Below are 25,555 nucleotides of genomic sequence, written 5' to 3' on the forward strand. Positions count from 1 at the left end.
GTCTACCCCCCTGCTAACCGTTCGGGTTAAGTTTTTTGGCTAACGCATTCATGATCCCGATCAGTAGGAACGTGATGGCAATCATGATCGTCGCAATGATCGAGGCCGCTTTCCAGTCGTTCAGCGTCATCGTGTTCTGAAATAGGAGCGTCGCGAGCACCCGTTTCTTCCCGCCGAGCAGCTGCGGAGTGGCATAGGCCGTTAGGCTGCCGACCAGCACCAGCGTGCTTCCCACAAGAAGACCCGGAATGCTGAGAGGCAGAATGACCTTGACGAACGACTTGAACCGGGAAGCGCCGAGACTTGCAGCCGCTTTCACCAGATCGCCGTCGATGTTCTCCATAACGCCGATCAGCGAAATGATCATAAGGGGCAGAAACAGATGGACCATCCCGATAATGATGGACGTTTCGGTATACAAAATTTGCAACGGTTTATCGATGATATGCAAATCGAGCAGCAAATTGTTGATAAGTCCGGTTTTGCCTAGCGTCACCATCCAGCTGAACGAACGGACAATCGCGCTTGTGAGCAGCGGAAAAATGGCGAGGGCCAAATAAATGCCGCGGCGGCTCACTTTGGTCCGGGAAATATAATAGGCGGTCGGATAGCCGAGTAAAATGCATATGACCGTCGAGATCAGGCTGATTTTCATAGTCGTCCACAAAATGCCGAGCGTGTACGAGTCCGTGAAGAACGAGCCGTACCCGGCCAAACTGAAGCTTCCGTCATTCTGAAACGTGGACAAAATGATCATGGCGATAGGAATGACCATAAAAACGGTCAAGAACAGCGCGCCCGGTAACACAAGCAAATAAGCGGGTTTCTTCATCTAGCGTTCCGCCCCCCATAATTGTTCAAATCTCCCGGCTTCTTCCTCCGTCGGGAGCGCCGCTTGCGCACCCAGCTTCATTACCGTTATCGCGGAAACTTTGATCGCATAGCGGATCGCATCCTCGACCGCCTCCCCGCGCGACAAACGGCTGGCGAAAGCGCCGACGAACGAATCTCCCGCCCCGGTCGTATCGACCGCTTTCACCCGGTAAGCGGGGAACCGGTCGACCCGGACATCGCCGATATGCGCGGCGCCGTCCGCACCGAGCGTCAGCACCACATGCTTGCAAGGCAGCGCCTTCAGCCCAGCGGACAATCGATCGAAATCGGTTACGGAAATGCCGGTCAGCTCCTCGGCTTCCACTTCATTCACGATCAAGTAGTCGACATTCCCTAAAGCCTCGGCCGGCAAAGGCTGCATGGGCGCCAAGTTGAGCACGACGGTTTTGCCGAGCTGCTTGGCCTTCTCTATGCTGTAAAGGACGACATCCAGCGGAATTTCCATCTGCAGGACGACAACGTCGCAAGCTTCGAACAGCTCCAAATGCCCGTCGATATCGTGTTCCTTGAGATGGCTGTTCGCTCCGGGCACGACGACGATCGAATTGGCTCCGTTCTGATCGACGACGATCTGCGCCGTACCGGAGGAAACGTTATCCACCTTGCGGATGCCTCCGGTATCGATGTGCTCGCGCGACAGCGAAGTCCGCATGTTGTCGCCGAACGCATCGCTGCCGAAGCAGCCGATCATCGCTACCTTCGAGCCGAGCCTTGCGGCGGCAACCGCTTGATTCGCGCCTTTGCCGCCCATCATCATATCAAAGCTATGCCCGATAATCGTTTCGCCTATTCTGGGCATGCTGCGGACCTGCGCCACCAAATCCATATTGAGACTGCCGATCACCAAGACAGATCCGTTCTTCATCGCAAGTACTCCTTGATTGATTTATTGTTTCAACGCCCCGACAAACATATCCAAGAAACGGTCCGAATCCACTTGCAGGCAAACGTCGATATTCGGCGTACGCTTCAGCCGGTTCTGAAAATCGCAAACCGTTTGGCCGTCGCACAGCTCGCTTCGCGTTTCCACATCGACGAATAGCTTGCGGGTTTGCACGATGCTTTTGTCGATCGCTACGCCGACGGCGAGCGGATCGTGCAGCGCGCACGCCCGGATCCCGTTCACCTGGCTGTACCGGTCGATATAATGACGCGTGCAGGTTTGTACGAAATCCCCCACCTCGTTCCCCAGCAATTGCTCGATATGCCCTTCGTGCAGCAGCGCCTTCCGGGTGACGTCGAGGCCGACGAGCGTAATCGGGATACCCGAATGGAAGACGATTCTAGCCGCTTCCGGATCGACGTAGATGTTGTATTCCGCGACCGGGGACATATTGCCGTGAGCGGATACGACGCCGCCCATAATGATCAGCTCTTGAACCCACTCGGCAAGCCTAGGCTCCTTGCGAAGCGCAAGCGCCATATTCGTCAGCGGCGTCATCAGGATGAGCGCAAGCTCCCCTTTATGCTTTTGCGCCTGCTCGATGATGAAATCCGGAGCGAACCCTTCGTCAGCGGGATCCGCCTCCATGTTCTCAAGCGCTCCGCCGAGCCCGCAAGACCCGTGCACGCTCGTTTCGAAGAGAGGTTCGCGCATAAGCGGCCGGGATGCTCCGCGAATCACGGGAATGTCTTTATCCTTGCCGAGCAGCTTCAGCACTTTCTTCGTGTTGGCGGTCGCTTGGTCCAACGAAACGTTGCCGCAAACCGTCGTGACGCCCACAATGTCGAGCTTTTCGCTTCTGACCGCCAGCAGCAGCGCCAGCGCATCGTCAATGCCCGTATCCGCGTCGATAATCACTTTACGCATGCCGTCATTCCCCTCCCTGCAGGTAATTTACAATCGATTGCGAAACGACCGCGACTCCGTATTTCAAGGCGTCCTGATTGACGCGGAATTGCGCATTATGCCAAGCGGCCCCTTGGCCGGGCTGCGCATCCGGACCGCCGGTTCCCCATTCGATAAACACGGACGGCACTTCTTTCGCAATGTAAGCAAAATCGTCGGCGCTCATGTAACCGTCCTTCAGCTCGACGACGCTGGCGGAGCCGAGGCACTCGGCAGCCGTTCGTCTTATCAGATCGGTCATGCCCTTGTCGTTCCACGTAATCGGATAGCCGCGCACGTAATCGTACGTGAACGTCCCTCCCCAATTGGCTGCGATGCTTTCCAGCAAACGCCCGAGCTTCGCCTCGATCCGGTCCTGCGTTTCCGCTCGAACCGTTCGCACCGTCCCGGACACGTATACCCGTTCGGCAATCGTATTCGGCGTCGTACCGCCTCTGATTTCGCCGATCGTGACGACGGCATTATCGAACGGCGATACTTGGCGGGCGACGATGTTCTGTACGGACACGATCAATTGTCCCGCCATCGCCACCGCATCCACGCATTCATGCGGCGAGGCGGCATGTCCGCCCTTGCCGATCAGCTGAATATAGAAACGGTCGGCGTTCGCAAGGATACATCCGTCCTTCAAGCCGAACGTGCCTGCAGGCAAATAAGGATTCGTATGGATGCCGATGGCGGCATCCACCTGCGGATTCGCCAAAATCCCTTCGGCAATCATCGGCTTGGCGCCGCCGGGATGCTTCTCCTCGGATGGCTGGAACATCAGCTTGACGGTTCCGGCCAGCTCTTCCCGGATCTCGCTCAGCATGGACGCCACGCCGAGAGCGACCGTCATATGGGCGTCGTGTCCGCATGCATGCATGACGCCTTCGTGCCGTGAGGCGTACGGAAGATCCGTCGCTTCCTGGATCGGCAGCGCATCGATATCCGCCCGCAGCAGGATCGTCTTGCCGGGACGCCCCCCGCGAATTTCGGCGCATAGTCCCGTTCCCGCCATCTCCTTGTAAGGGATGCCCAGCCGGTCCAGCTCGCCCTTCAAATAAGATTGCGTGGCGAATTCTAGTCCGCTCAGTTCGGGATTCCCGTGAAGATGCTCGAACGCTTCCCGCAAATAGCCGCCAAGCTTCTCTTCTACAAGTTCTACAGTCATTCGTTTCACCGCATTTCACTCCGCTTCCATGCTTTTGGCTTTTGCGAACCTTCCCATAATTTGTTGAAGCGGCTCACGGATGAGCCGCTTCAAGGTATTCTCTTTATTTCGATACGACCTCTCGGTTCCACTTGTCGATCCATGTTTTCATGTTTTTGTTGACCGTATTCCAGTCGACGCGCTTCAGATTGTTCATGATATCCGCGCCGTAGGTAAGTCCTTCCGCTTCCTGTGCCGTAAGCTTGACGTTCTTGTTCGCCGGGGAGTCGACCTTGTCGATCGCATTGGCCTTCTGAACCTGCTCGCTGAGCCACCAGTCGATGAATTTCTCGCCCATTTCTTTATTTTTCGTGCCTTTGACGATATTCATCATGTTCAGAACGGCGTACGAGCCTTCCTTCGGAGTCACCCATTCGACGTTCGGATTCGCCTTTTTGACCGTGGCGAGTACGAAGTTCTGAACCGTCGCGATAGCGATTTCCTTCTGGTTGAACATATTGGCGAGGTCGGAGCTCTTCATGTAGAACTTCAAGACGTTCGGCCCGATCGTTTTCAGTTGTCCGAACGCTTTATCCGTATCCAGCGTTTGCGAGCCCGCTACCTTCGAAGCGAAGTCGACGACGAACGCGCCGTCCGTTGTCGAGATGTCGGGAAGCGACAGCTTGCCTTTAAATTCCGGCCGCCACAAATCCGCATAAGAGGTTACAGGCGTGCTTGTCGCCGTTTTGTCGTAAATGATGCCCGAGCTACCGATCGTATAGGCCGGACCGTAGTCTTCGCCGAGCGGCGCTTTGGCGATATCGTACAAATTGTTCACATTCGGAATTTTCGTGCGGTCGATCTTCTCGAACAGCCCTTCCTCGATCCCTTGCGCGGCAAAGCCTTCGGCCAGCATGATGACGTCGACTTGATGCGCTTTCATTCTTACTTTGTTCAAGCGGTCCGCATTGTTGCCGACCTCGAGCGTGATTTTTACATTGTTCGCTTTTTCGAACGGCTCGAACACGTTTTTCTTCAGCAGGTCTTCATTGAAGCCCCATGTCGAAATAACGAGTTCCTTCGTTTGGCCGCCGCTTTGCGCTCCGCCTTCTTCTTTCTTGGACGAAGAGCAGCCCGTCAGAGCCATGGAAGCGATTATCGTTGCAGCGAGCGAGACAGTCCACATTTTCTTCATGACATATACCTCCCGATGATGGTTGAGATCTTAGCAAAGCTTTCCCTTGATCGCGATTGTTTATCGCATTTTCCCTTGCGGAAATGCCGACTCGCTCATCGCCCCCTCTTGACGCCGCTTTACGGCGGCTTGTCTACCCCTTCGATCAGATCCTTGCAGATGGCCGCTTTCCGGAAATGATTTCAATCGCCGGAAAACGTATATAGGTAACCTGTTACATATTCAATAAATCCACTATATAAAGCTTTGTTTATTGAATTGCGGTAACGGTTACATATATAATAAAGTCCTATTCGAAGCTTGTCAATGACAGAAAACGCCACCATTCGACACTTCTCTTTTAGAGGATTCCAAGCACGTTACATATATAACCGATTCGAAAACGAGCAGCCGCCATGACATAAAGGCAATCTTGCGTTGACTCTTTACGAGCACCTACTAATCGAATGGAGATGACTGACAAATGGCAAGATGGCAAATCAATTTGGCCGTGCTCGGCACCGGACAATTTTTCGTCAATGCCGGGATGACGATGATTATTCCGTTCCTTCCCCTGTATTTGCAGGAGATGGGCATGCGCGATAACCATCAGATCGCCTTATGGGCGAGCATTATTTTTTCCGCCAACTTTCTGACTTCCTTCGTTTTTCAGCCGATATGGGGGAATTTGGCCGACCGCTACGGCTGTAAATTGATGGTGCTGCGCTCCGGCTTCGGCATGGCGGTCGTCATGACGCTGATGGGCTTTGCAGGCGGAGCCTGGCATCTGCTGCTGCTGCGGCTGATCAACGGCATCGTATCGGGCTTCTCGCCCGCTTCCATTTCGCTCATGTCCAAAAACACGCCGCGCGATAAAATCGGCTTCACGATGGGCACCCTGCAGGCGGGCGGCGTAGCCGGCACGATACTCGGTCCGTTTCTCGGCGGCATGCTGGCCGGCCGGTTCGGCTATCGTCCGATCTTTTACATGACAGGCGGGCTTATCCTGATCGCCTCGCTCCTTGCCTTGCTGCTCGTCAAAGAGGAAAGACCGGTCAAATCAATGAAAGAGCGGGCGAACTCCCCGCTGTTCGGAGGGTTTCGCCCGCTCTTTCAAATTCCGGAGCTGTTCATGCTCAATACTACGACGGTCGTCATTCAATTGGCGCTTCTGAGCCCGATCGCGCTTATTCCGCTGTTTGTGCAGGAACTGCACCAGCAGGCGGCGTCGGTAGCCTTCTATGCCGGTCTCGCTAGCTCCGTTAACGGCTTGTCTAACATTTTCGCTTCGCCTCTGCTCGGCAAGCTCGGCGACAAGGTCGGCGCCTCCCGCATCCTTTATTTCTCGCTGATCGGGTCAGCCGTCGTCTGCATTCCGCAAGCGTTCGTTACGGACATTTGGCAGCTGCTTGCCGTCCGATTCCTGCTCGGCTTGTTTATGGGCGGTCTCCTGCCTTCCATCAACACGCTGATCGGCAGCTACACGCCCGAAGCGGCCGAAAGCCGTTCCTACAGCCTAAACTCCAGCATGTATGCGCTTGGAAGCCTGCTCGGTCCGCTGATCGGAGGCGCGGTGTCGGAATCGTTCTCCATCCGCGGCGTCTTCTTGCTTTCAGCCTTCTTGCTCGCAGGCTGCGCCCTATGGGTAAGGATATACGCCATTCGGCGTATTTGAAGCCAAACGTTTGCCGGGAAATGGAACAATCAGCGGAGGATATTTGAAGCGTATTCCGACTACTTTGCAGAGAGCGCCGGATTTATTTCTTTAGTAGAGGTTGTTTAAAAAGCCCCCTTTTGATAACGAAGCAGAACTGTGGGTTATTCGACATCGAATCTTGCATTCATCCGGTAACTGCGGTACTCACGTAGGTTTTGCCTACGCTCCGTGTCCTCGTTCCTCGGATTCATCCAACCTTCTCGGTTCTGAAAAGTGGCCTTTTTAAACACGCACTAATAATAAAAAAACAATGCCGGAGCATGATGCTTCCGGCATTGCCAAAAAAGGGCAGGACCTCCGCCGGCATCCGTTCCCCGCCGGGGCTATTCCCCGGTAAGGACCGGACGCCGCGTCGATCCTCTGGCGAGCAGCGTAACGTCGCATTCGTAAGCTTCGTTGCCGACGTTCTCGCCTTCGATCCGCTTGATGAGGAGCCGAGTCGCCAGCGCGCCGATTTCGTATATCGGCTGCGCGATCGTCGTTATTTCAGGCTCGGTGATGACGGTCAAGTCAATGCCGTCGAAACCGACAAGCGACACTTGCCCGGGGACGGAAATGCCGAGCTGCTGCAGCTTTTTGAGCACCCCGAGCGCCATCAGGTCGTTCCCGACGAAGATGCCGTCGATGTCGGGATGCCGCCCGATCAACCGTTCGACGGCTTCCATTCCCCCCTCGATGCTGAACCGGCCGGGCTCCATCAACGTCGGCGTATACCAGGCGAACGAGCGCACCGCTTCTTCGTATCCGATCAGCCGTTCTTTGGCCGTCGCCGTTTCCTGAGGTCCGTAGATGTGGGCGATTTTGGCGCATCCGGTTTCCAGTAAATGGTTGACAGCCATCTTCGCCCCTTCGTTGTTTTTGGAGCGTACGACCAAGCAAGGGACATCCGCCGGAGCCCGGTCAAGAACGACAAGCGGAATAAGCGCTTTGTTGAGCGTGACGACATCGGCGGTCCGCAGCGTATGGCTGGCGAACAAAATACCGTCGACGTAACGGCTTTTCATTACCTGAATGTAGCGCTGCTCCTTGTCCGTATCGTTATCGGAGTTGCAAAGGACGACCGTGTACCCGTACATTTGGGCGACGTCTTCCACGGCTCTCGCCACTTCGGCAAAGAACGGGTTGGAGATGTCCGGCAAAATAAGCGCCAGCGTTTCCGTCCTTTTGCTGGCGAGGCCTTTGGCCATCGTATTCGGCTCATACTGCAGCATTTTAATTGCCTGCTGCACCTTTTCTTTCGTTTCTTTATTTACATAGCCATTGTTGTTCAGCACTCGTGACACCGTGGCAACGGATACTTCCGCAAGCTTTGCCACGTCTCTGATCGTCGCCATTCCGCACCTCTGATCCCATTCGTCCGAATAATGTGTAACATATGTGGTATCGGTTACATAAATCATTTTCATCTTACCGGAACGCGCGACGGGTTGTCAAACGGTGGAAACGGTATTCTGCCGATCCGGATTATGTTCGTTCCGCATGTCGAAGCTAGAAAAAAAGACATTCGCGCCAGCCGGCGAAAATGTCCTTTTTCCAATTCAATCACAGCTCGAACGGATCGTTCGTCCTCGCCAGCCAGCCCCGCAGCTCGCTGTCCAGCCATTCGGTTACGACGTGGCGCACAGGGTCCTCGACCCGCTCCGGAGCAACCTGGTAAGGATCCGACTTTAAGTCATACAGCAGCCGATCGACAGGGGCGTCAGGCGCGTAGCCGCGGTGGACGACGTACGTATAGCGCTTCGTGCGAACGCCGCGCCAGCCGTAACGCTTGTTATCGAGGCTCGCAGCCTCGAACTCGCGGATTGCCGGCAGCCGTCCCGGAAAGGCCGACAGGAACGCCGACGTCACTAGAGGCGGCGTACCGCCCCGTAACGAAGCCGACAAGTCGGTTCCCTCCACCGCAGGCGGCACCTCGCAGCCGGCCAGCGTCAGCAGCGTCGGCATGTGGTCGACGCTGTTCAGCAGGATGTCGGACGTTCCTGCCCGAATCCGGTCCGGCCAGCGGATCAAGAACGGAATGCCGATCGACTCCTCGTGCCACGAATGTTTCGCCATCAGCCCGTGGGCCCCCATTAACTCGCCGTGGTCCGCAGTTAGGACGACGATCGTGTCGCCCTCCAGTCCGAGCTTCCGAAGCGTCTCCAGCAATCTGCCGAACTGCTCGTCGATGCCGGTAACCGCGGCGAAGTAATCGCGCATATATTGCTGCAGCTTGTCTACCCCGCCTTCCATCGTCTCGCCGGTATGCGCCGTCAGCGGTTCGGCCTTCACGTTCGGCCGCAGCGGCATATTCCGGCCCTCGTACAGCTTCCTGTACTTGTCCGGCACCAGCTCGAAAGGGCTGTGAGGCGGGTTCCACGAGATAAACAGCGCGAACGGCTTATCCTCCGCGCCTCGTGCTTTGCGCGATTCCAAGAAGGAGATCGCCACATCCGTCTCGTGCTCCGGCGACCACTGCTTCACGCCGATCATCTCAGGCGTGTCGCGCCAGTAATGCGGCTCGAGATGATGATCGTAAGCGCCGTAAGAATACCAGAAATCGAAGCCATGGCGCTTCGGTCCGGGCGGCGTGTAGGCATCCCAGTCGCGGGCGCCGGAAGGCGGCTCCGGCGTCACATTCTGCTCCGGCAAATCAAGATGCCACTTGCCGATATACCCGGTATCGTAGCCGGCTTTCTTGAGCACGTCGCCGATGCCGGTTTCGTCCTCGCGCAGCATGATATCCGCGCCCAGCTTGCAGTTCGTATACACGCCGGTCGTCAGCGGATATTTGCCGGTCAGCAGCGCGGCGCGATGCGGCGAGCACAAGGGCGTGCAGCTCAGAGCATTGCCGAGCGACAAGCTTTCTTCCGCAAAACGGTCCATATGCGGCGTTATAACCGGGTCCTCATTGCGAAACCCTACCGCCTGTCTCCGCCATTGATCGGCGAACACGTATAAAATATTCGGTTTCTTGCCAGCTTGCGTCATGAACATTCCTCCAGCTGTCGACTCTAAGTTGGGGGGGGGGCCGCAAAGGACCCGATATTCTCATCTAAGGATCGAGTCATTGGGAAAAGCTTACGCCCCGTCACTTACCCCTTCACCGCACCCGCCGAGATACCTTCGATGAAATGGTCCTGCGCCATGAAGTATACGACCAGCGTCGGCACGATCGCCGATACGGCCGCCCCCATAAGCAGTGCGTATTCCGTCCCGTATTCCGATTGAAAATGCTGCATGCCGAGCTGCAGCGTAAACAGCTTATCCGAGTTTATATAAATGAGCGGCCCGAGAAAATCGTTCCATGAATGCATAAAGGTGAAAATGACCAAACTCGCGATCGCCGGCCGCATAAGCGGCATCAGAATGCGCAGGTAAATGCCGAACTCGCTTAAGCCGTCGATCCGCGCCGCCTCCGACAATTCCTCCGGAACCGACATATAGAACTGGCGAAACAGAAACACGCCGAACGGGCTGAACGCCCCGAGCAAAATAAGCGACCAGTGTGAATTGATCAAGCCGAACTGCTTCATCAGCAAAAATTGCGGAATCATCATTACCTGGAACGGAATCATCATCGTCGCCAAATACACCACGAACAGCTTATCCCGCTCGGGAAAACGCACCTTCGCGAACGCGTATGCGGCCATAGAGCAGGTAATCACCTGCAGCACCGTCGTGATGACGGCGATTTTGACCGTATTCAAATAGTAGGTAAGAAACGGAACCTGCGTCCAAACTTTGACGTAATTATCCCAATAGATGGTGCTCGGAATCCACTTGATCGGAAACCCGAATATTTCCGCCTCCGCCTTAAGCGACGCCGACAGCATCCATACGAAGGGCACGACCATCGACAGCGAAACGATCGTCAACAGCCCGTACAAGATTCCTCTCCGGAGCAGCGCGCCCGGCTTATTTTTGCTGCGCGAACCGGCGGCACCTCCGCTTCGAATCACTGCTTCCATATTGCGTCACCTCGCTTGCTCTAGTAGTTAACCCATTTCTTCTGGCCCCGGAACTGAATGAGGGTAATAACCAGAATGAGCGCAAACAGCACGTATGCCATCGACGACGCATAGCCGTACTCGTAGCGCTGGAAGGCCGTATAGTAAATATCGTAGACGAGCACGCGCGTCGCACGCCCCGGTCCGCCCTGCGTCAGGACGTATATCAAGTCGAACACCTTGAACGAATTGATGATGCCGATAATAACGGTAAAAAAAATGACGGGCGACAGCATCGGCAGCGTTATTTTACGGAATCGAACAAACGCGCCTGCACCGTCGAGCTCGGCCGCCTCGTATAAATCTGCAGGAATTCCTTGCAGCCCTGCCAAATACAAAATCATATAATAACCGACGGAATGCCAGATGTTCACGATAATGACGGATAGGAGCGCCCATTGCGAGGAGGCGAACCAGCCTGGAGGATGATCGATCCCGATGCTGTGCAAAAACCCGTTGATCGGCCCCATCGTAGGGTTGAACAGCAGCTGCCACACGACCGCTACTGCGATTGTCGATGTAATGTGAGGAAGAAACAGCGCCGTACGGAAAAACTTGATGCCTTTAATCCCTTTATTTAGCGCCACTGCGGCGACAATCGCCAAAAAAAGCGTGGCCGGCACCGTGATCACGGTCATAATGATGCTGTTGAGAAACGAAATGCGGAAGCTTTCGTCCGACCAGAGCCGGATGTAGTTATCCAATCCGATAAAGCGGATGTCGCCGAAGCCGTTCCATTCGGTAAAGCTCATGCCGAACGAGGCGAGGACGGGAAATAAAATAAAGACGACGAATCCGATGATGTTCGGCAGCAAAAAGCCGTAGCCGATCAGCCGGCTGCGCCTTACGGCCGCTTTGGCGCTCTTCATGAAGCTCAACCCCTTTTAAGATAACCCCACAAAGCGAGTGGAGCCTTCGTAGCGAATTCTTATTCCATTGCGGGGAGCCCCCGAAAACATTCTGTGTTAAAGGGCATGCGCTTCCGTTTTCGGACCTCACAAAACGGTTCGGCGCATGCCCCGATTGGCAACGACCATTAGCCGGATAGTTACTTTTTACCTGCCGTAAAATCTTTGCCGTACTTATCGGCCCATTCCTTCTGAACGCGCTCGGCGATTTTCTCAATCGCCTTGTCGACGGATTGCTCTCCGGTCAGCGCAAGCTGCGTCTCCTGCGTAAACACCGTGTTGACGATGATGTTTTTCACGCCAGGCAGGAAAGGATACTCCGGATATTCTTTTTGTTCAAGGAAATAGTGCAGGTTTTTCGGTTTGCGGCTGCCATCGCCGATGTACGCTTTCTTGATATCGTCGTTCGTGTAGCCGGTCAGGAATCCTTTGGAGACGAACTGCTTGGCGCCTTTCGGACCTGCCAGGTACTGCAGCACTTTATAGGCTTCGTCCTTATGCTTCGACTTTTTGTTGATCATGATCGATACGGGATTCGCGAGACTCGTATTGGCCGGCGAGCCTTCCGGATGCGGAACCGGAACGACGTCCCAGTCGAAGCTTATTTTCTTCTCGTCCTCAGCTTGGCGCAGCTGCGCGACATGCCAATCGCCGATCAAATTCATGGCGACGTTGCCCTTCTGGAAAGCGGCGTTGTAATGCGCCGAAGTCGTAATTTGCTCCGCCCATGGCATGATCGAGCCGTCCTTCTCCATATCGAGGCGGAGCTGCAGCCCTTTTTTGAACGGGGTCAAATCCTTGTCGATAATCGAAGCTCCGGCCTGGACCGACTGCATGTACCACGTTTGCGGCCACTGCTGCACATAAGCGCCGTAAACTTTATTCGCGCCTTCGCCCTTGGTCATCTTCTTCGAAAGCTCGCGGAATTCGTTCCACGTCATATCGGCTTTCGGATAAGGAATGCCGGCTTGATCGAACAGCGTTTTGTTGTAATACAGCATGTAATTCGATTTGCGGTAAGGCAGGCCGTACGTCTTGCCGTTTACCTTCGAACCGTCGTAGAGCGGTCCGTAGCCGGAAACGTCAGTATTGTTTTTCTTGATGTAGCCGTCGAGCTCTTCAAGAATGTTCGTATCGAGAAACACGTCCATCGTCCCGCCGATCAAATCGATATCTTCGCCCGAGGAAAGCTGCATTCTCACCTTCTCGTAATATTGCTTGACCGGAACGGTTTCAAAATTGACCGTAATATTCGGATTCTCTTTTTTGAACTCCTCATACGCCGCTTTCATCGTTTCGAGATCGTCCGGCAGCACCGACATGCGGAGCGTGACCGGCTTTTGCTCGCCCTCCGCGCCTGCGGCCGGCGTTGGTTCCGCTTTCTTTTCGCCGCAGCCTGCTAGAATCCCGCCCGTCAGCACGACGGATAATGCAAGGGACAACGTTTTTTTCATTGCCATTTCCCCCTTACTCTATGATAAGATTTTGTGTACAAGGCAATTATATAGAGCAGCATGATAGGACATAAGGTGAAAGTTTTATGCCCCTTTCCCTCCTACAGGCCTCAAGGGGGTGTATCGATGATTTTTTTGACGGTACTGTTTCTCATCTTTTCGGTGTTGTTTACGTACAAACATTTGACAAGCGTGTCAACCCGGTTCCTGTACGGCATTATGCTGGGCTGGGTGCTTTCGTTCGTTTCGTTTATTTTGTACCTAAGCAAATTCAACTATTATTACAACGTGATCAGCCGTTTTTTTGACTTCAGCCCCGGAACGTGGAACCATCTCGTTCTCGTCAATTTCAATCCCGACGTACTGATCCGGATGCTGAACGGCGGCGTTATTTTGTTTCAATTCTCTTTCCTCTGTTACGCGGTCTCGTTCGTCAAACGGTCCAAAAAAGGGAAGTCCCTGTACGTGTACGCGCTCATCGGACTCGTCTCCGCCATTCAGCTGGCATACTACGATCCAAGCATCAACCTGCTTCTGCAGGACCGGTTCGGCGGTACCTCCGCGGAAGGCCGCGCCCTGTTCGCCGCGGTGACCCAAACGCTCAACACCGGCTTTCAGCTGGCCAATTACGGCTATTTGCTGCTCGCTTTCGGACTGCTGCTGAACGATTATTTCAATACGCCCAAAATCAAATTTTTGAAAAACTACGCCCTGTTCAATATTCTCACCCTCGTCCCGGTCGCGGCCATTCACGCGCTTACGTTCAACTGGGCGCCGAAGGTGCTGGTCAAAGCGACGGTCATGCCGGGCTATCACAATTATTTGCAGCCACAGATCGGCACGTATACGGCGGTATTCAACGTCTTTCCGTATGTGGCGTTCGCCGCGCTCGCCTTCATGATTGCAGTTATCGTCAAATACAGCTCGATCGAAACGTATCACCGCAACCGCGACGTGCAGATAAGCAAAAGCATCGACACCGCATCCCTTGGCGTCAGGGCGTTCACCCACGCGCTCAAAAACCATCTTCTTGCCATTCGTTCGGAAGCGGAGTTTTTGAAGGAAAAGCATGCAAACGACAATGAAACCGCATACAGCCTGGAGCTGATGCTCGATTCCTGCGCCAAATCGTTTGAAAGCATCGATTATGCTGCCGATAAGCTCAAAACGATCGAGCTTAATCTCCAGCATACGGTGCTCGATGCCCCCGTCCGAACGGCGCTGGCACGATTTCAAGCGTCGAAGCGCCAGCATGCGCAGATCCATTTCCGTCTGTCCGGCGACATCCCGGCTGTGTACATGGACGAGTTCCATATGAGCGAAGCGGTGTTCAATATCGTCGAAAACGCGCTCGAATCGTTCGGGGACAGGCAGGACGGCGTCATCGAAATCGAGATCGGCCAGCAGAACGGCTGGGGGGTCATCTCGATCCGCGACAACGGTCAGGGCGTACCGTCCGAGCATCTGGACAGCATTTTCTCTCCCTTCTTTACGACCAAGTCGTCCGTAACCAACTGGGGGATCGGCTTGTCGTACTGCCACAAAATCGTAGCCGCGCACGATGGCGACATTACAGTCGAAAGCGGGCCGCAGGCGGGCACGTTGTTCAAAATCGTCTTGCCAACGATCTGATCCGCAGGCATAGGGGGAATAAAACATTCCCCTTGCCAACCGTTCCAAAGCTAACTATAGATAGTTCAGAGGGAGGCGAACGCGTCATGGAGCCTAAAATCAAACTGCTCGTGGTCGACGACATGGAAGCGCACCGCAGACGGCTCGAAAGAATTGTCGCGGAATGTCCCGACATGGAGGTCCTCGCATCGGCGAAGTCGGGCTACGAAGCCGTGCTCGACGCGGCCATGCATCAACCCGATATCGTGCTGATGGATATCGAAATGGAAGACGCCATGGCGGGCATCAAGGCGGCGAAGCAAATCCACGAAAAACTGCCGCACATCAAAATCATCGTATTGACGGTGCATAAGGACGACAATTTTATTTTTGCCGCTTTTCAGTCGGGCATTATGGATTACGTCCTCAAGACCGCGCCCAAGGAGGAAATCGTCGAAGCTATCCGCTCCGCCTATCAGGACCGTTCGCCCATCCGGCCGATGATCGCCCAGAAAATAAGAAGCGAATTCCAGCGCGTCAAGAAGACGGAGCAAAGTCTGCTGTACGTCATTCAAATCATATCCGAGCTGACGCCAAGCGAGCTGCATGTGCTGAAGCTGCTGTGCGAGAACAAGCCGCGCAAAAAGATCGCTGAAGAACGCAGCGTCGAGGCCGAAACCATCAAGAAACAGATCGGCAGCATTCTCAAAAAGTTCCAAATGGACAATATCGCCTCCGTTATCGCAAGCGTCAATGAACTGAACATTTTTGAAATATTGAAAAAACTGTAGAAAACGAAGGCGAACCGCCTTCGTTTTCTACGTTTCTCCCTTCCGTCATTCGATAGTTTCCTTCTTGACGGTCTAATGGAAGCCGGCTTACACTATTGTTTAGCCGACTAACGTTTAGTCGGCTAACTAATAGCCGAAACCGGAGGAAACGATGAATCTTCACCAAACCAATTCGCTCACTCACCTGCTCGTGCAAGTGATGAAGCTGCACCGCCATAGCATTCATCTGCTTATCCGCGACTTCGACGTGCATCCCGGTCAGCCGCCGCTGCTCCGCCATTTATCGGAGCGAGACGGACAGAGCCAGAAGGAGCTGGCCGGCAGCATGCAGATAGCCCCTGCGACGATGACGGTCATGCTGAAGCGCATGGAGAAAGCGGGACTCGTCTACCGGCGGCCGGACGAACGCGATCAGCGGGTTATCCGGGTCTACTTGACGAAGCAGGGCTGCGAAGCGCACGAAGCCGTAAGGGAAGCGCTGCGTGAACTGGAGGCGAAATGCTTCGAGCATTTTACGGAAGAGGAAAAAAGCTCGCTCCGTCACATGATGCTCCGTGCGCATGAAAACTTGACGGCCGTCCCCGGCACCATGCAGCCTATTCGCAAACGAGGTGCCGATGCATGAGAAACCTGATCGTTTATGTAAAGCCTTACTGGAAGGCGGCTGTCTTAGCGCCTTTATTTATGCTGCTTGAGGTATACATGGATTTGCTGCAGCCGAAGCTCATGGCCCAAATCGTCAACGTCGGCGTTGCGGAACGCGACCTGGCCAATATCTGGCAATCCGGCGGCATGATGCTCGGCATTGCGGTTATCGGGCTGATCGGGGGCGTAGGCTGCACGATATTTTCCAGCATCGCATCCCAGCACTTCGGCGCCGACGTCCGCAAAGATTTGTTTCAAACGGTGCAAACGTTCTCGTTTCGCAATCTGGATACATTCCAAACGGGCTCGCTTGTCACCCGCTTGACCAACGACGTCGTTCAATTGCAAACATTCGTGCAAATGACGCTGCGCATTTTCGTCCGTGCGCCGTTTCTGTCGCTTGGCAGCGTGATCATGGCGATCACGATCAGTCCACGGCTCGCCCTTATTATGGCCGTATCGATTCCTATCCTGTTCGTCGTCTTGTTTCTGGTCATCCGCTATGCCTTTCCTCTTTTCTCCAAAGTGCAGAGCAAGCTCGACGGCGTCAATACCGTCCTGCAGGAGAATCTGACGGGCATCCGCGTCGTTAAAGCGTTCGTCCGTTCGGAGTTCGAAGGCGAGCGGTTCGGCCGCGCCAATCGGGATTATATGGATATGGCCATGAAGGCGACCCGAGCGATTGCGCTCAACATGCCGATCATGCAGCTGATCATGAATGCAAGCGTCGTCGCTGTGCTTTGGTACGGGGGCCAGCGCTATTGGACGGGAGACATGCCGATCGGCGACTTGATCGCCTTCCTCAATTATGTGACGCAGGTGCTGTTCTCTCTGCTGATGGTGGGCATGATGATCATGTCCGTTTCTCGCGCCAAGGTTTCGGCGGCACGCATCAACGAGGTGCTGGAGACGCGGCCGGAAATTACCGATACGGCTGACGCCGAAGGAAATTCGGTGCGCGCCGGCAAAGTCGCGTTCAACGATGTTTCGTTCGGCTACGATACCGGGCGGGAGCCGGTGCTGCGCAATATTTCCTTTACGGCCCAGCCCGGTCAAACGGTTGCCATACTCGGCGCCACCGGCTCGGGCAAATCGAGCCTCGTCGGTCTAATCCCTCGCCTTTATGAAGCTTCGTCAGGCAGCGTGACGATCGACGGCACCGATGTCCGCCATATCGCGCTCGATCACCTGAGAAGCCGGATCGGCATGGTATTTCAGGAATCCATGCTGTTCACCGGCACGATTCGCGACAACATCCGCTTCGGCAGAACGGACGCATCGCAGGAAGAAGTCGAAGCCGCGGCACAAGCCGCTCAAGCGCACAACTTCATCTCCCTCATGCCGGATGGCTACGATACGGTTCTCGGGCAGCGGGGCGTCAATTTGTCCGGCGGACAAAAGCAGCGGGTTTGCATCGCGCGGGCGCTGCTCGTCAAGCCCGGCATTCTGATTCTGGACGACAGCACGAGCGCCGTCGATCTCGGTACGGAATCCCGCATACAGAAGGCGCTCAAGGAATTGATCCGCGACAGCACCTGCTTTCTGATCGCACAGCGCATCTCCTCGGTTCTGGATGCCGATACGATCATTTTGCTCGAGGAAGGACGCATTGCCGCGCAAGGCACGCATCGCGAGCTTATGGCCGTAAGCCCGATGTACCGGGATATTTACCGCTCGCAGCTGGGGAAGGAGGATGTCGTTTATGTCTGATTCTCCTAAACGCGAAGAAGGAGCCTTCAAGCAGCAGGGACCCGGAATGGGACATCCCCCGGGCATGCCGGGCGGTCCGGGACCGGGCGGCGGTCGCGGCATGATACCGAAGGTGCGCGCGAAGAATACGTCCGCTACGCTGCTGAGAATTTGGCGCTATTTGGGCAGACAGCGGGCCGGGTTGGTCGGGGTGTCGGTTCTAACCGTGCTGAGCTCCGCGACGGCATTTCTCGGGCCTTACTTGATCGGGATTTCCGTCGACCGCTACATCGTGTCGCGCGACGAGCAAGGCCTGCTCTGGCTATGCATGCTGCTGCTCGGCGTTTATGCATTCAGCTCGGTTATGGCCTGGGTACAGGCGTATGTCATGGCCGGCATCTCGCAAAGAACCGTATGGGAAATGCGCCGCGATCTGTTCGAACGGCTTCAGAAGCTGCCGCTTCGCTTCTTTGACGGCAAGACGCACGGCGAACTGATGAGCCGGACGACGAACGACATCGAGAACGTCACGAACGTGCTCAACCAGAGCGTGACGCAGCTGCTGACCAGTATCCTGACGCTTGCCGGCTCCCTAGTCGTCATGCTTGGCCTCGACATCCGGCTTACCCTGCTCTGTCTCGCGACGATTCCGCTCGTCACGCTCGTGACCGGGCGTATCGCCAAGTACACCCGCAAACATTTTACCGGGCAGCAGAAGCACCTGGGCGAATTGAACGGATTTATCGAAGAAACGATTTCGGGGCAGAAGGTCGTGAAGGCGTTCCGCCGCGAGCGCATTTCGACGGAAGCGTTCCAGTCGATCAACGGCAAGCTGCGCGATTCCGGAACGAAAGCCCAGATCGTATCCGGCCTGATGGGGCCGGTCATGAACGTGTTCAACAACGTGAGCTTTGCGCTGATTGCGGCCGTCGGCGGCTGGATGGTGCTCCGGGATTGGACGACGATCGGCGTCGTCGTCAGCTTTCTTAACTACTCGAAGCAGTTCGGCAGGCCGATCAACGAGCTGGCCAACCAGTTCAACATGATCCAATCGGCCGTTGCCGGCGCCGAGCGGGTATTCGAAATCCTCGATACCGAGACCGAATATCAGGCGGACGCCTCGGCACGCAAGCTGGAGAGGGTTAGCGGCGAGGTCGCGTTCGAGAACGTCTCCTTCGGATACAAGGAAGGCTCGCCCGTCCTGAAGAACGTTTCGCTCAAGGCGAAGCCCGGCGATACCATCGCCCTCGTCGGGCCGACCGGCGCCGGGAAAACGACGGTCGTCAATCTGCTCACCCGCTTCTACGACATTGAGAGCGGCACGGTGACGATCGACGGCGAAAGCTTAAACGCCTACGACAAAAACAGCCTGCGGCAGCAGCTTGGAATCGTCCTCCAGGACGCCTATCTGTTTTCGGATACCATTCGCGAAAACATTCGCTACGGGAAGCTGACCGCTACCGACGCGGAAGTCGAAGCCGCCGCAGGGCTGGCGAATGCGGACGGCTTTATCCGTAAGCTTCCTTACGGCTACGATACGATGCTGACGGCGGAAGGCGGCAACCTGAGCCAAGGCCAGCGGCAGCTCGTCACGATTGCCCGGGCAATATTGGCGGATCCCGCCATCCTCATCCTAGACGAGGCGACAAGCAGCATCGATACGCGGACCGAAATGCATATTCAGGAAGCGATGAAAACGCTGATGCGCGGACGTACCAGCTTTGTCATCGCGCACAGGCTCAGCACGATCCGCGATGCCGACGCGATTCTCGTCATAAGCGGCGGCGAAATTATCGAACGCGGCACGCACGAACAGCTTTTGGAGCGGCAGGGCTTCTATTACGAGCTGTATACGAGCCAGTTCAAGCGCGTGGTATAAGCACGATAAGTACGATAAATTACGATACGCTGCGAACTCGCGCGACTTCACGTTACGAAGCCTATAATCACGAAGAAGGAGCTGCCCTAATCGGCAGCTCCTTCTTCGGTTCTTCGTCGTCAACATCCCCCTGGACTAAAGCGGATGGACGATCCCAAACGTCAAAACGTATTCCCCGTCTTCTTCTCGACGGCGTCCTTCAACATCATGAACACGTCCCCGTCGGTCAGCTTCTCTTTATTGCCGATCCCATCCACCGTCGCTTTACTGAGCATGCCCTTGCTCTCCAGTTCGGCCTGAGCGTCGTCCTTCCCGGCTTGCAAGCCCGCAGCCAGCGCGATCGTCAAGCTTGCCTGCTGCAAGCTAAGCGACTTTTTGGCAGGCTCCTCCAGCCCTTTCAAAGCAGCGGACGGATCGCCCTTGAAATGGTCCTTATACATCCTCCGCACGCTGTTCATTTGATTGACTGCTCGCTGCGGATTGGATACGTTGTCCAATTGAAACGCCTCGTTGTTGTAGGAGCCATAAGCAATTCCCATATAAACGGCCGCTTTGAGTCCGGAATACGCTTTATGCTTCATGAACGGCTGCTTCTCCAGCTCATAAGGCTTCAGCTCCATGCCTTGCTCGTTCAGCCGCTTCTGCAGCTCCGCGACGAGCGGCTTCGATTCGGATAGCTTCCGGAACGAAACCCCCTGCTCCACGGCCAGCTTGGCTGCCGCTCCCGCCGCTTGCCCTTCCGCCATGCCGACCGGGATGACCCGGGAGCTGCCGTGCGCAAGCGTATCGTAGCTGGCGGATCGTCCGACGACCAGCAGGCCGTCCACATTCGGCGGCACGATGCTGCGGAACGGCACCGTATACCGGAGCGGATGAACGACGACGGCGCCGTTGTCGTTCGGCGATAGACGCTGAATATCCGCCGGGTAAGAGCCGAAGGCAATGCGGTCCCACTGATCGCGGTTTTCCAGCAGATCGACGATCGAAAGCCGGTAAAGTCCCTCCATATGCCGCGTTTCGCGAACGTACAGCTCCGGCGCTACGGCATCCAGCTCCACGTTCTTGAACTCTTTATACTGCTTCAAATAGGCGACGACGTTAGGAATTTCCTTGTTGGCGATTTCGAACGCCTCTTTGCGCGACTCCTCCTTCAGTCCGTCGATCTCGAATATTTGCAGCGCATTGATTAAAATAGTGCCGTCAAGCTGCCTGCCGATGTTCAGCCCGCGCATTTTCGCGCGTTGCTCGTTAACCGGTTTGTAGCCTTTCATTTCTTCGCCGTATCCCCAAGCGGACATTTTGCTGACGCCGGTGTTGCTGTCTCCGTCCCCGTTTAGGCGTTTGGCGATAAGCTCCCATTCCTGATCGCCGACATTGCGCAAACGAAAAATGGCCGTGACCGCCATTCGCGCATTTTTGTCCCCGATATCCTCGCGTCCTAGCGTGAACGGAACCCCCGCCGCTGCGGCGACGTCCGCATCCTGGGTCGCGTCGATGACCGCTTTCGCCGTTACTTGGCTTTTGGTTCCGTCCGCCTTGGTGACGGCAACCCCTTCGAGCTGCGACGACGCTCCTTGCTTGGCAACGATCGGCTCGACCGCCTTCGCCGTCATATAGAGATCGATGTTCGCCTCCGCCCGAACGATATCGTAGAAGGCGTTCGCCGCAGTCGTAACATCGAACGAGTGGCCTTCCGTCTTTTTGTACCATTCCGTAAAAATCCCCTTGTTCAAATGATCCTGCTCCCGGCCCGGCAGCGGAGCCGACGTCCGATCCCAGTTCATGTCGATGCTGTTCAGCCAGCCTGCCGTCATCAGTCCGCCAAGCACCTCCCGGCCCCTGCTGTCGACCAGCAGCGTCTTAAGTCCGTTGCGCGCTGCCGAAACGGCGGCGCTGATTCCTTCCGGGTCCGTACCGACGACGACGACGTCATAGCCGCTTTTCAGCTCGTTAACGGAATCGACCTTCTTCAGTTCCCGCTTCTCCGGCTTTGCGGAGCCCGAGTAGCCTGCGCCCGGAACGCCGTCCGCCCCGTCCTTTTGACCTCCGTAATAGAGCATGGCTCCTCCGGCAGCAAACAATATACAAATCGATATAACGAGCAAAATCCATTTACGCGACATGATGCACCTCGAATTAATGTATTTGATTTAATGATCGATTTCCGGCGGCCGCTCGGCATCCCTTAGCCGATCGTTCCGCTCTTTCATTTGGTGAAGCTGCTCCTCGCAGAGGGATAAGGCTTGCGCCAGCGTAATCGTCCGCTCCGTCAGGGCGGAAACGACCAGCGTCACATGCAGCAAAATCGACATGATGGCCACGATCGCCAGCACGTACAGAAGCGAAGGCGCATACGAGACCTGCAGCCAGCCGGCTACCCGGTCCAGCCCGCTAGGGAATAAGGAGGCGAGCATCATCAGTCCGCTTAGGGCGAGCCACAAAAGCGAATACTGCTCCCTCAGCTTCTTCTTGCGGATCAAGCCGAGCGTAACGAGGAAGAAGACCAGGCTCAGCGCAAAGCACATATAAAAAACCGAAGCGCTCATACCGTTTCCTCCGCTTTCAGCCGCCGGGATTGCAGGAGAAGCACGGCCAGCGTTACCTTGATCATGTAGTACGCCGATTTCAGCGCTGTTATGCTCGACTGTCCGTACAGCCGGGGACGCATGCTGACCGGGCATTCGACGAAGCGCAGTCCGTGCTTATGCAGCAAAACGAGCGCCTCCACCTCAGGGTAGTCGGTCGGATACCGGTCCGCGAACAGCGCAATGGCCTTACGGCCGCATACGCGGAAGCCCGATGTCGTATCGGTCGCCTTGCGGCCGGTCAAGCGCGTCACGAGCCCCGACAGGAAGCGGATGCCGACCTGTCTCATCCGCGTGGACTGGTAGCCCGTCTTATGCAGAAAGCGGGACCCGACGGCCATATCCGCTCCGCTATCTTGTAATGCCTGCATGAGCTTATCCAGCTCGGCCGGATCGTGCTGGCCGTCCCCGTCGATTTGCACCGCGAACGCGTAGCCGCCTTTGCGCGCATAGCGGTATCCCGTCTGAACGGCTCCCCCGATGCCGAGGTTATACGGCAAATCGAGCACCGCGACGCCGGTTTGCCGCGCCCGCTCCAGCGTATCGTCCTTCGAGCCGTCATTGACGACGACGATGTCCGCATGAGGGACGTGAAGCTTTATATTTTGAATGACTTGCGCTATTTGGCCCGATTCGTTATAGGCCGGCACGATTATAAGCGTACTGGCGTCAGACTGGGAAAGCGGCATCGTTATCCCCCTTCGTTTTGCGTAAAAGTCCGTATGCCCACTTCGCCAGTCCGATCGCGGCAACGCCGACCACGATGATAATGAGCGGCATGGACATGACGTTGTATCGGTATTCCGGCACGAACGCGAGCCGGATCATCGTCATGGCTGCGACGACGGCAATGAGCAAGGTCGCCGCTTGCTTCCAGCGCCAGAGAAGCGCCAGTGCGGCTGCCAGACCGAGATAGACGAGCCAGCGGTGAAAGACATTCGGCTTGATCGCGGGCGGAAGGATGTTGTCATAAGGCTGGTGACCGCCCCCGAAATAGGCGCTGGAGTAAATGTAATCGAGCTTGCCGATCGTATACCATTCGATATATAGCCAGGGCTGTGTCGAAAAGCCTTTCTTCAGCCGTTCCACCGCTACCTCCATCTCCGTCTTTCCCTCCGGATCGACCAAGCCGTCATCGTAATTTTTGTACGGGTACGTACCGGCTTTGAACGGATTGGCTTGCGTTGCGGTTACGACCCATTCGTTCAACGTGACGACATTGCGGACCCACCACGGCATTAGTACGAGCGCAAGGCCCGCGGCCGAGCAGGCGAAAAGTTTGAGCGTTCTTTTCATATCCCGCTTCCATAACCAATAGAAGCCATAGTTCACCAGGAGCAGCGGCAAAAATTCCGGACGGACGAGAACGGTCAGCCCTAACAGCAGCCCCGAAACGAAAGCAAGCGGCCCGCCCGGCGAGCGAAACGTCCGGATTTGCGCGAACACATGGCCAAGCATCAGGAAGATGCCGAGCACCTCCGTCAACACTGCACCATTCGCCCATACGAATGGCGGATATACCGCCGCGGCGAATGCGGCTGCCAGACCGGCGGCGTCATTCGATAGCTCTTTGCCGATCCGGTATATGAGCCAGAGGGAAGCCACGCTTAGCAGCACTTGGATGTACCGAATCCAAGGCAGCGGATCATGCAGCCGATAATCGGCCAGCTTGTACACGGCGGCCATAAAAAGCGGATAACCCGGCGTTATTTTCGCATTCGGCTCCGTATCGGCATACGCGTAAACCCCATCCTCCAGAAGCTGTCTCGTCATGGCGTCATAATTGATCGAATCGGGGGACATTTCATGCTCGACCGACCTTAAGAAGTCGACTCGCAGCCAGCCTCCCGCAAGTAAAATGACAAGCAGCGCAACTGTGGCCGCAATTTTTCGCCTCATCTCTCCATCTCCCTCCGCTTCACTCCTGCAGTATACAAGGGCGGCATTAAGGACCTGTGAGGAGCGGCTTGCGAACCGCTTAAGCGTTTCTTAATAAAAATTAAGAACTTCCCTCTAAAAAATCCCATAAAAAAGAGGCCCGTTTTGGAAACGGCCCTCAACTTAAAAGCTTTTCTATTCGGCGGCGTTCGTCATCAGCGGAAATCTCGTTTCGAACACGGTTTGCTCCCGGCTGCTCCGAACCGTAATGCGCCCCCCGTTCAGCTCCATAATGCTTTTCGTAATCGCAAGGCCGAGCCCGGATCCGCCGGATTCCGACGAACGCGATTTTTCCGCCCGGTAAAAGCGGTCGAAAATATGAGGCAAATCCCGCGCCGGTATCGGTTCGCCATAGTTGACGATCTGGATGACCGCCTCGCCGCCGTTTCGCCCGATCCGGATGTCGACGAATTTGCCTTCCTTTCCGTAACGCACGGCATTCGAAATGATATTCTCGTACGCGCGCATCAGCTGATTGCCGTCCGCGTGAATGTACAGCGTCTCGTCATCGGCATTCATCCGATACGCCATGCCCGCCTTCGTCAAAATCGGCATAAATTCTTCAGCAAGCTGCTTCAGCAGGCCGTTGATGTTTATTTTTTTCATTTCGAGCATCGGGCCTTTGTCGTGAATCGACGTGTATTCGAACAGATCGTCGATCAGCTTTTTGAGCCGTTTGGCTTTCTCGTAGGCGACGTTGGTGTAGTAGCGGAATTCGACCTCGTCCTGATAACGGTCGTTTTCGATCAGCTCGAGATAGCCTAGAATCGAAGTAAGCGGGGTGCGAAGATCGTGGGATACCCCGGTGATCAGCTCGTTTTTGGACCGCTCGGCGTTTCGTTCCTCTTCGATCGACTTTTTCAGCTGCTTCGTCATGCCGTTGATCGTTTCGGCCAGCATGCCGAGCTCGTCGGACGATTTGGCGGCGATTTCGTAAGTAAGATTTCCTTTCGCAATCTCCTGCAGGCCGTGCATGATTTCGCCCAGATAACGGATCATTTTGCTGCTCAACATAAAGAAAAGCGCAAGGAACAGGAAGGCGCCGCCGACCACCATGACCGGAAGCGAACCGGTTTTCCCTATCAACCAATTGATCGGAGGCCTGTACACGTCCATTTTCGCCAGCCACGTACACAGTTGATAGAAGAGCAACACGATCGCCACGGATAAGCCCGCGCTGAGCACGAACACAAAGATAAATTTCCAGCGTATGGTGCGGATGAAGCTGTTTTTCATTCGGATCTCCTCGGATTCGATAAATTCGTTCGATACCGTTATTGGGCTCTGCTCGATCATGCAA

The 25,555-nt window shown here is 55.5% G+C and carries 21 protein-coding genes; 6 read left to right on the forward strand and 15 right to left on the reverse strand.

From position 1 onward, the window contains the following. Positions 1–13: 13 nt before the first annotated feature. The 5 genes from ACKGJP_RS28255 to ACKGJP_RS28275 all read right to left on the reverse strand — a co-directional run bounded on the left by ACKGJP_RS28255 (position 14) and on the right by ACKGJP_RS28275 (position 5,070). Positions 14–832, reverse strand: a complete 819-nt coding sequence (locus ACKGJP_RS28255; RefSeq protein ID WP_409342115.1) for an ABC transporter permease — start codon at positions 830–832, stop codon at positions 14–16. After that, positions 833–1,759: a ribokinase gene (gene rbsK, locus ACKGJP_RS28260; protein ID WP_409342116.1), complete on the reverse strand. Its 927-nt coding sequence runs from the start codon at positions 1,757–1,759 to the stop codon at positions 833–835. It lies immediately after the preceding gene. Between the two features lie 21 nt (positions 1,760–1,780). Continuing rightward, complete coding sequence (locus tag ACKGJP_RS28265; protein WP_409342117.1) at positions 1,781–2,704, reverse strand: nucleoside hydrolase; 924 nt, start codon at positions 2,702–2,704, stop codon at positions 1,781–1,783. A 4-nt stretch (positions 2,705–2,708) separates the two neighbouring features. Continuing rightward, positions 2,709–3,896: a M20 family metallopeptidase gene (locus ACKGJP_RS28270; RefSeq protein ID WP_409347272.1), complete on the reverse strand. Its 1,188-nt coding sequence runs from the start codon at positions 3,894–3,896 to the stop codon at positions 2,709–2,711. A gap of 103 nt (positions 3,897–3,999) precedes the next feature. After that, entirely contained in the window at positions 4,000–5,070 is a 1,071-nt protein-coding gene (locus tag ACKGJP_RS28275) for an ABC transporter substrate-binding protein (protein WP_409342118.1), read from the reverse strand. A 463-nt stretch (positions 5,071–5,533) separates the two neighbouring features. Between ACKGJP_RS28275 and ACKGJP_RS28280 the strand changes: the two genes are divergently transcribed. Beyond that, positions 5,534–6,724, forward strand: a complete 1,191-nt coding sequence (locus ACKGJP_RS28280; protein ID WP_409342119.1) for an MFS transporter — start codon at positions 5,534–5,536, stop codon at positions 6,722–6,724. Between the two features lie 365 nt (positions 6,725–7,089). On the opposite strand, the gene ACKGJP_RS28285 is transcribed toward ACKGJP_RS28280, so the two are convergent. From ACKGJP_RS28285 to ACKGJP_RS28305, 5 genes are all read right to left on the reverse strand, one after another. Further along, positions 7,090–8,100, reverse strand: coding sequence for a LacI family DNA-binding transcriptional regulator (locus ACKGJP_RS28285; RefSeq protein ID WP_409342120.1), 1,011 nt, complete (start codon positions 8,098–8,100; stop codon positions 7,090–7,092). A gap of 208 nt (positions 8,101–8,308) precedes the next feature. Continuing rightward, the gene (locus ACKGJP_RS28290; protein WP_409342121.1) at positions 8,309–9,736 is read right to left on the reverse strand and encodes a sulfatase; all 1,428 of its coding nucleotides are present in this window, start codon (positions 9,734–9,736) and stop codon (positions 8,309–8,311) included. A 104-nt stretch (positions 9,737–9,840) separates the two neighbouring features. After that, a complete protein-coding gene (locus tag ACKGJP_RS28295) occupies positions 9,841–10,716 on the reverse strand; it encodes a carbohydrate ABC transporter permease (protein ID WP_409342122.1) in 876 nt (291 codons plus the stop codon). A gap of 20 nt (positions 10,717–10,736) precedes the next feature. After that, complete coding sequence (locus tag ACKGJP_RS28300) at positions 10,737–11,624, reverse strand: carbohydrate ABC transporter permease (RefSeq protein ID WP_409342123.1); 888 nt, start codon at positions 11,622–11,624, stop codon at positions 10,737–10,739. Positions 11,625–11,803: 179 nt separating this feature from the next. After that, entirely contained in the window at positions 11,804–13,117 is a 1,314-nt protein-coding gene (locus ACKGJP_RS28305; protein WP_409342124.1) for an ABC transporter substrate-binding protein, read from the reverse strand. Between the two features lie 126 nt (positions 13,118–13,243). On the opposite strand from ACKGJP_RS28305, the gene ACKGJP_RS28310 reads away from it, so the two are divergent. From ACKGJP_RS28310 to ACKGJP_RS28330, 5 genes are all read left to right on the forward strand, one after another. Continuing rightward, the gene (locus ACKGJP_RS28310) at positions 13,244–14,749 is read left to right on the forward strand and encodes a sensor histidine kinase (protein WP_409342125.1); all 1,506 of its coding nucleotides are present in this window, start codon (positions 13,244–13,246) and stop codon (positions 14,747–14,749) included. 86 nt (positions 14,750–14,835) lie between these two features. Beyond that, on the forward strand, positions 14,836–15,519 hold the full coding sequence (locus ACKGJP_RS28315; protein WP_409342126.1) for a response regulator: 684 nt from the start codon (positions 14,836–14,838) through the stop codon (positions 15,517–15,519). A 151-nt stretch (positions 15,520–15,670) separates the two neighbouring features. After that, positions 15,671–16,144 (forward strand): MarR family winged helix-turn-helix transcriptional regulator, encoded by a 474-nt coding sequence (locus tag ACKGJP_RS28320; protein ID WP_409342127.1) that lies wholly within the window; start codon positions 15,671–15,673, stop codon positions 16,142–16,144. Further along, entirely contained in the window at positions 16,141–17,874 is a 1,734-nt protein-coding gene (locus tag ACKGJP_RS28325; protein WP_409342128.1) for an ABC transporter ATP-binding protein, read from the forward strand. Before ACKGJP_RS28320 ends, ACKGJP_RS28325 begins: the two co-directional genes overlap by 4 nt. 46 nt (positions 17,875–17,920) lie before the next feature. Beyond that, a complete protein-coding gene (locus ACKGJP_RS28330) occupies positions 17,921–19,732 on the forward strand; it encodes an ABC transporter ATP-binding protein (RefSeq protein WP_409347273.1) in 1,812 nt (603 codons plus the stop codon). Positions 19,733–19,893: 161 nt separating this feature from the next. On the opposite strand, the gene ACKGJP_RS28335 is transcribed toward ACKGJP_RS28330, so the two are convergent. From ACKGJP_RS28335 to ACKGJP_RS28355, 5 genes are all read right to left on the reverse strand, one after another. Continuing rightward, on the reverse strand, positions 19,894–21,855 hold the full coding sequence (locus tag ACKGJP_RS28335) for an FAD-dependent oxidoreductase (protein WP_409342129.1): 1,962 nt from the start codon (positions 21,853–21,855) through the stop codon (positions 19,894–19,896). Between the two features lie 27 nt (positions 21,856–21,882). Further along, the gene (locus ACKGJP_RS28340; RefSeq protein ID WP_409342130.1) at positions 21,883–22,278 is read right to left on the reverse strand and encodes a DUF2304 domain-containing protein; all 396 of its coding nucleotides are present in this window, start codon (positions 22,276–22,278) and stop codon (positions 21,883–21,885) included. Then, a complete protein-coding gene (locus ACKGJP_RS28345) occupies positions 22,275–23,006 on the reverse strand; it encodes a glycosyltransferase family 2 protein (RefSeq protein ID WP_409342131.1) in 732 nt (243 codons plus the stop codon). The genes ACKGJP_RS28340 and ACKGJP_RS28345 overlap by 4 nt, the downstream gene beginning before the upstream one ends. Then, positions 22,987–24,216 carry a glycosyltransferase family 39 protein gene (locus tag ACKGJP_RS28350; protein WP_409342132.1) on the reverse strand — a complete coding sequence of 410 codons (1,230 nt, stop codon included), beginning with the start codon at positions 24,214–24,216 and terminating at the stop codon, positions 22,987–22,989. The genes ACKGJP_RS28345 and ACKGJP_RS28350 overlap by 20 nt, the downstream gene beginning before the upstream one ends. Positions 24,217–24,390: 174 nt before the next feature. After that, complete coding sequence (locus ACKGJP_RS28355) at positions 24,391–25,491, reverse strand: ATP-binding protein (RefSeq protein WP_409347274.1); 1,101 nt, start codon at positions 25,489–25,491, stop codon at positions 24,391–24,393. Positions 25,492–25,555: the final 64 nt, after the last annotated feature.

The sequence above is a fragment of the Paenibacillus litoralis genome, assembly GCF_046244365.1.
Taxonomy (GTDB): Bacteria; Bacillota; Bacilli; order Paenibacillales; family NBRC-103111; genus Paenibacillus_V.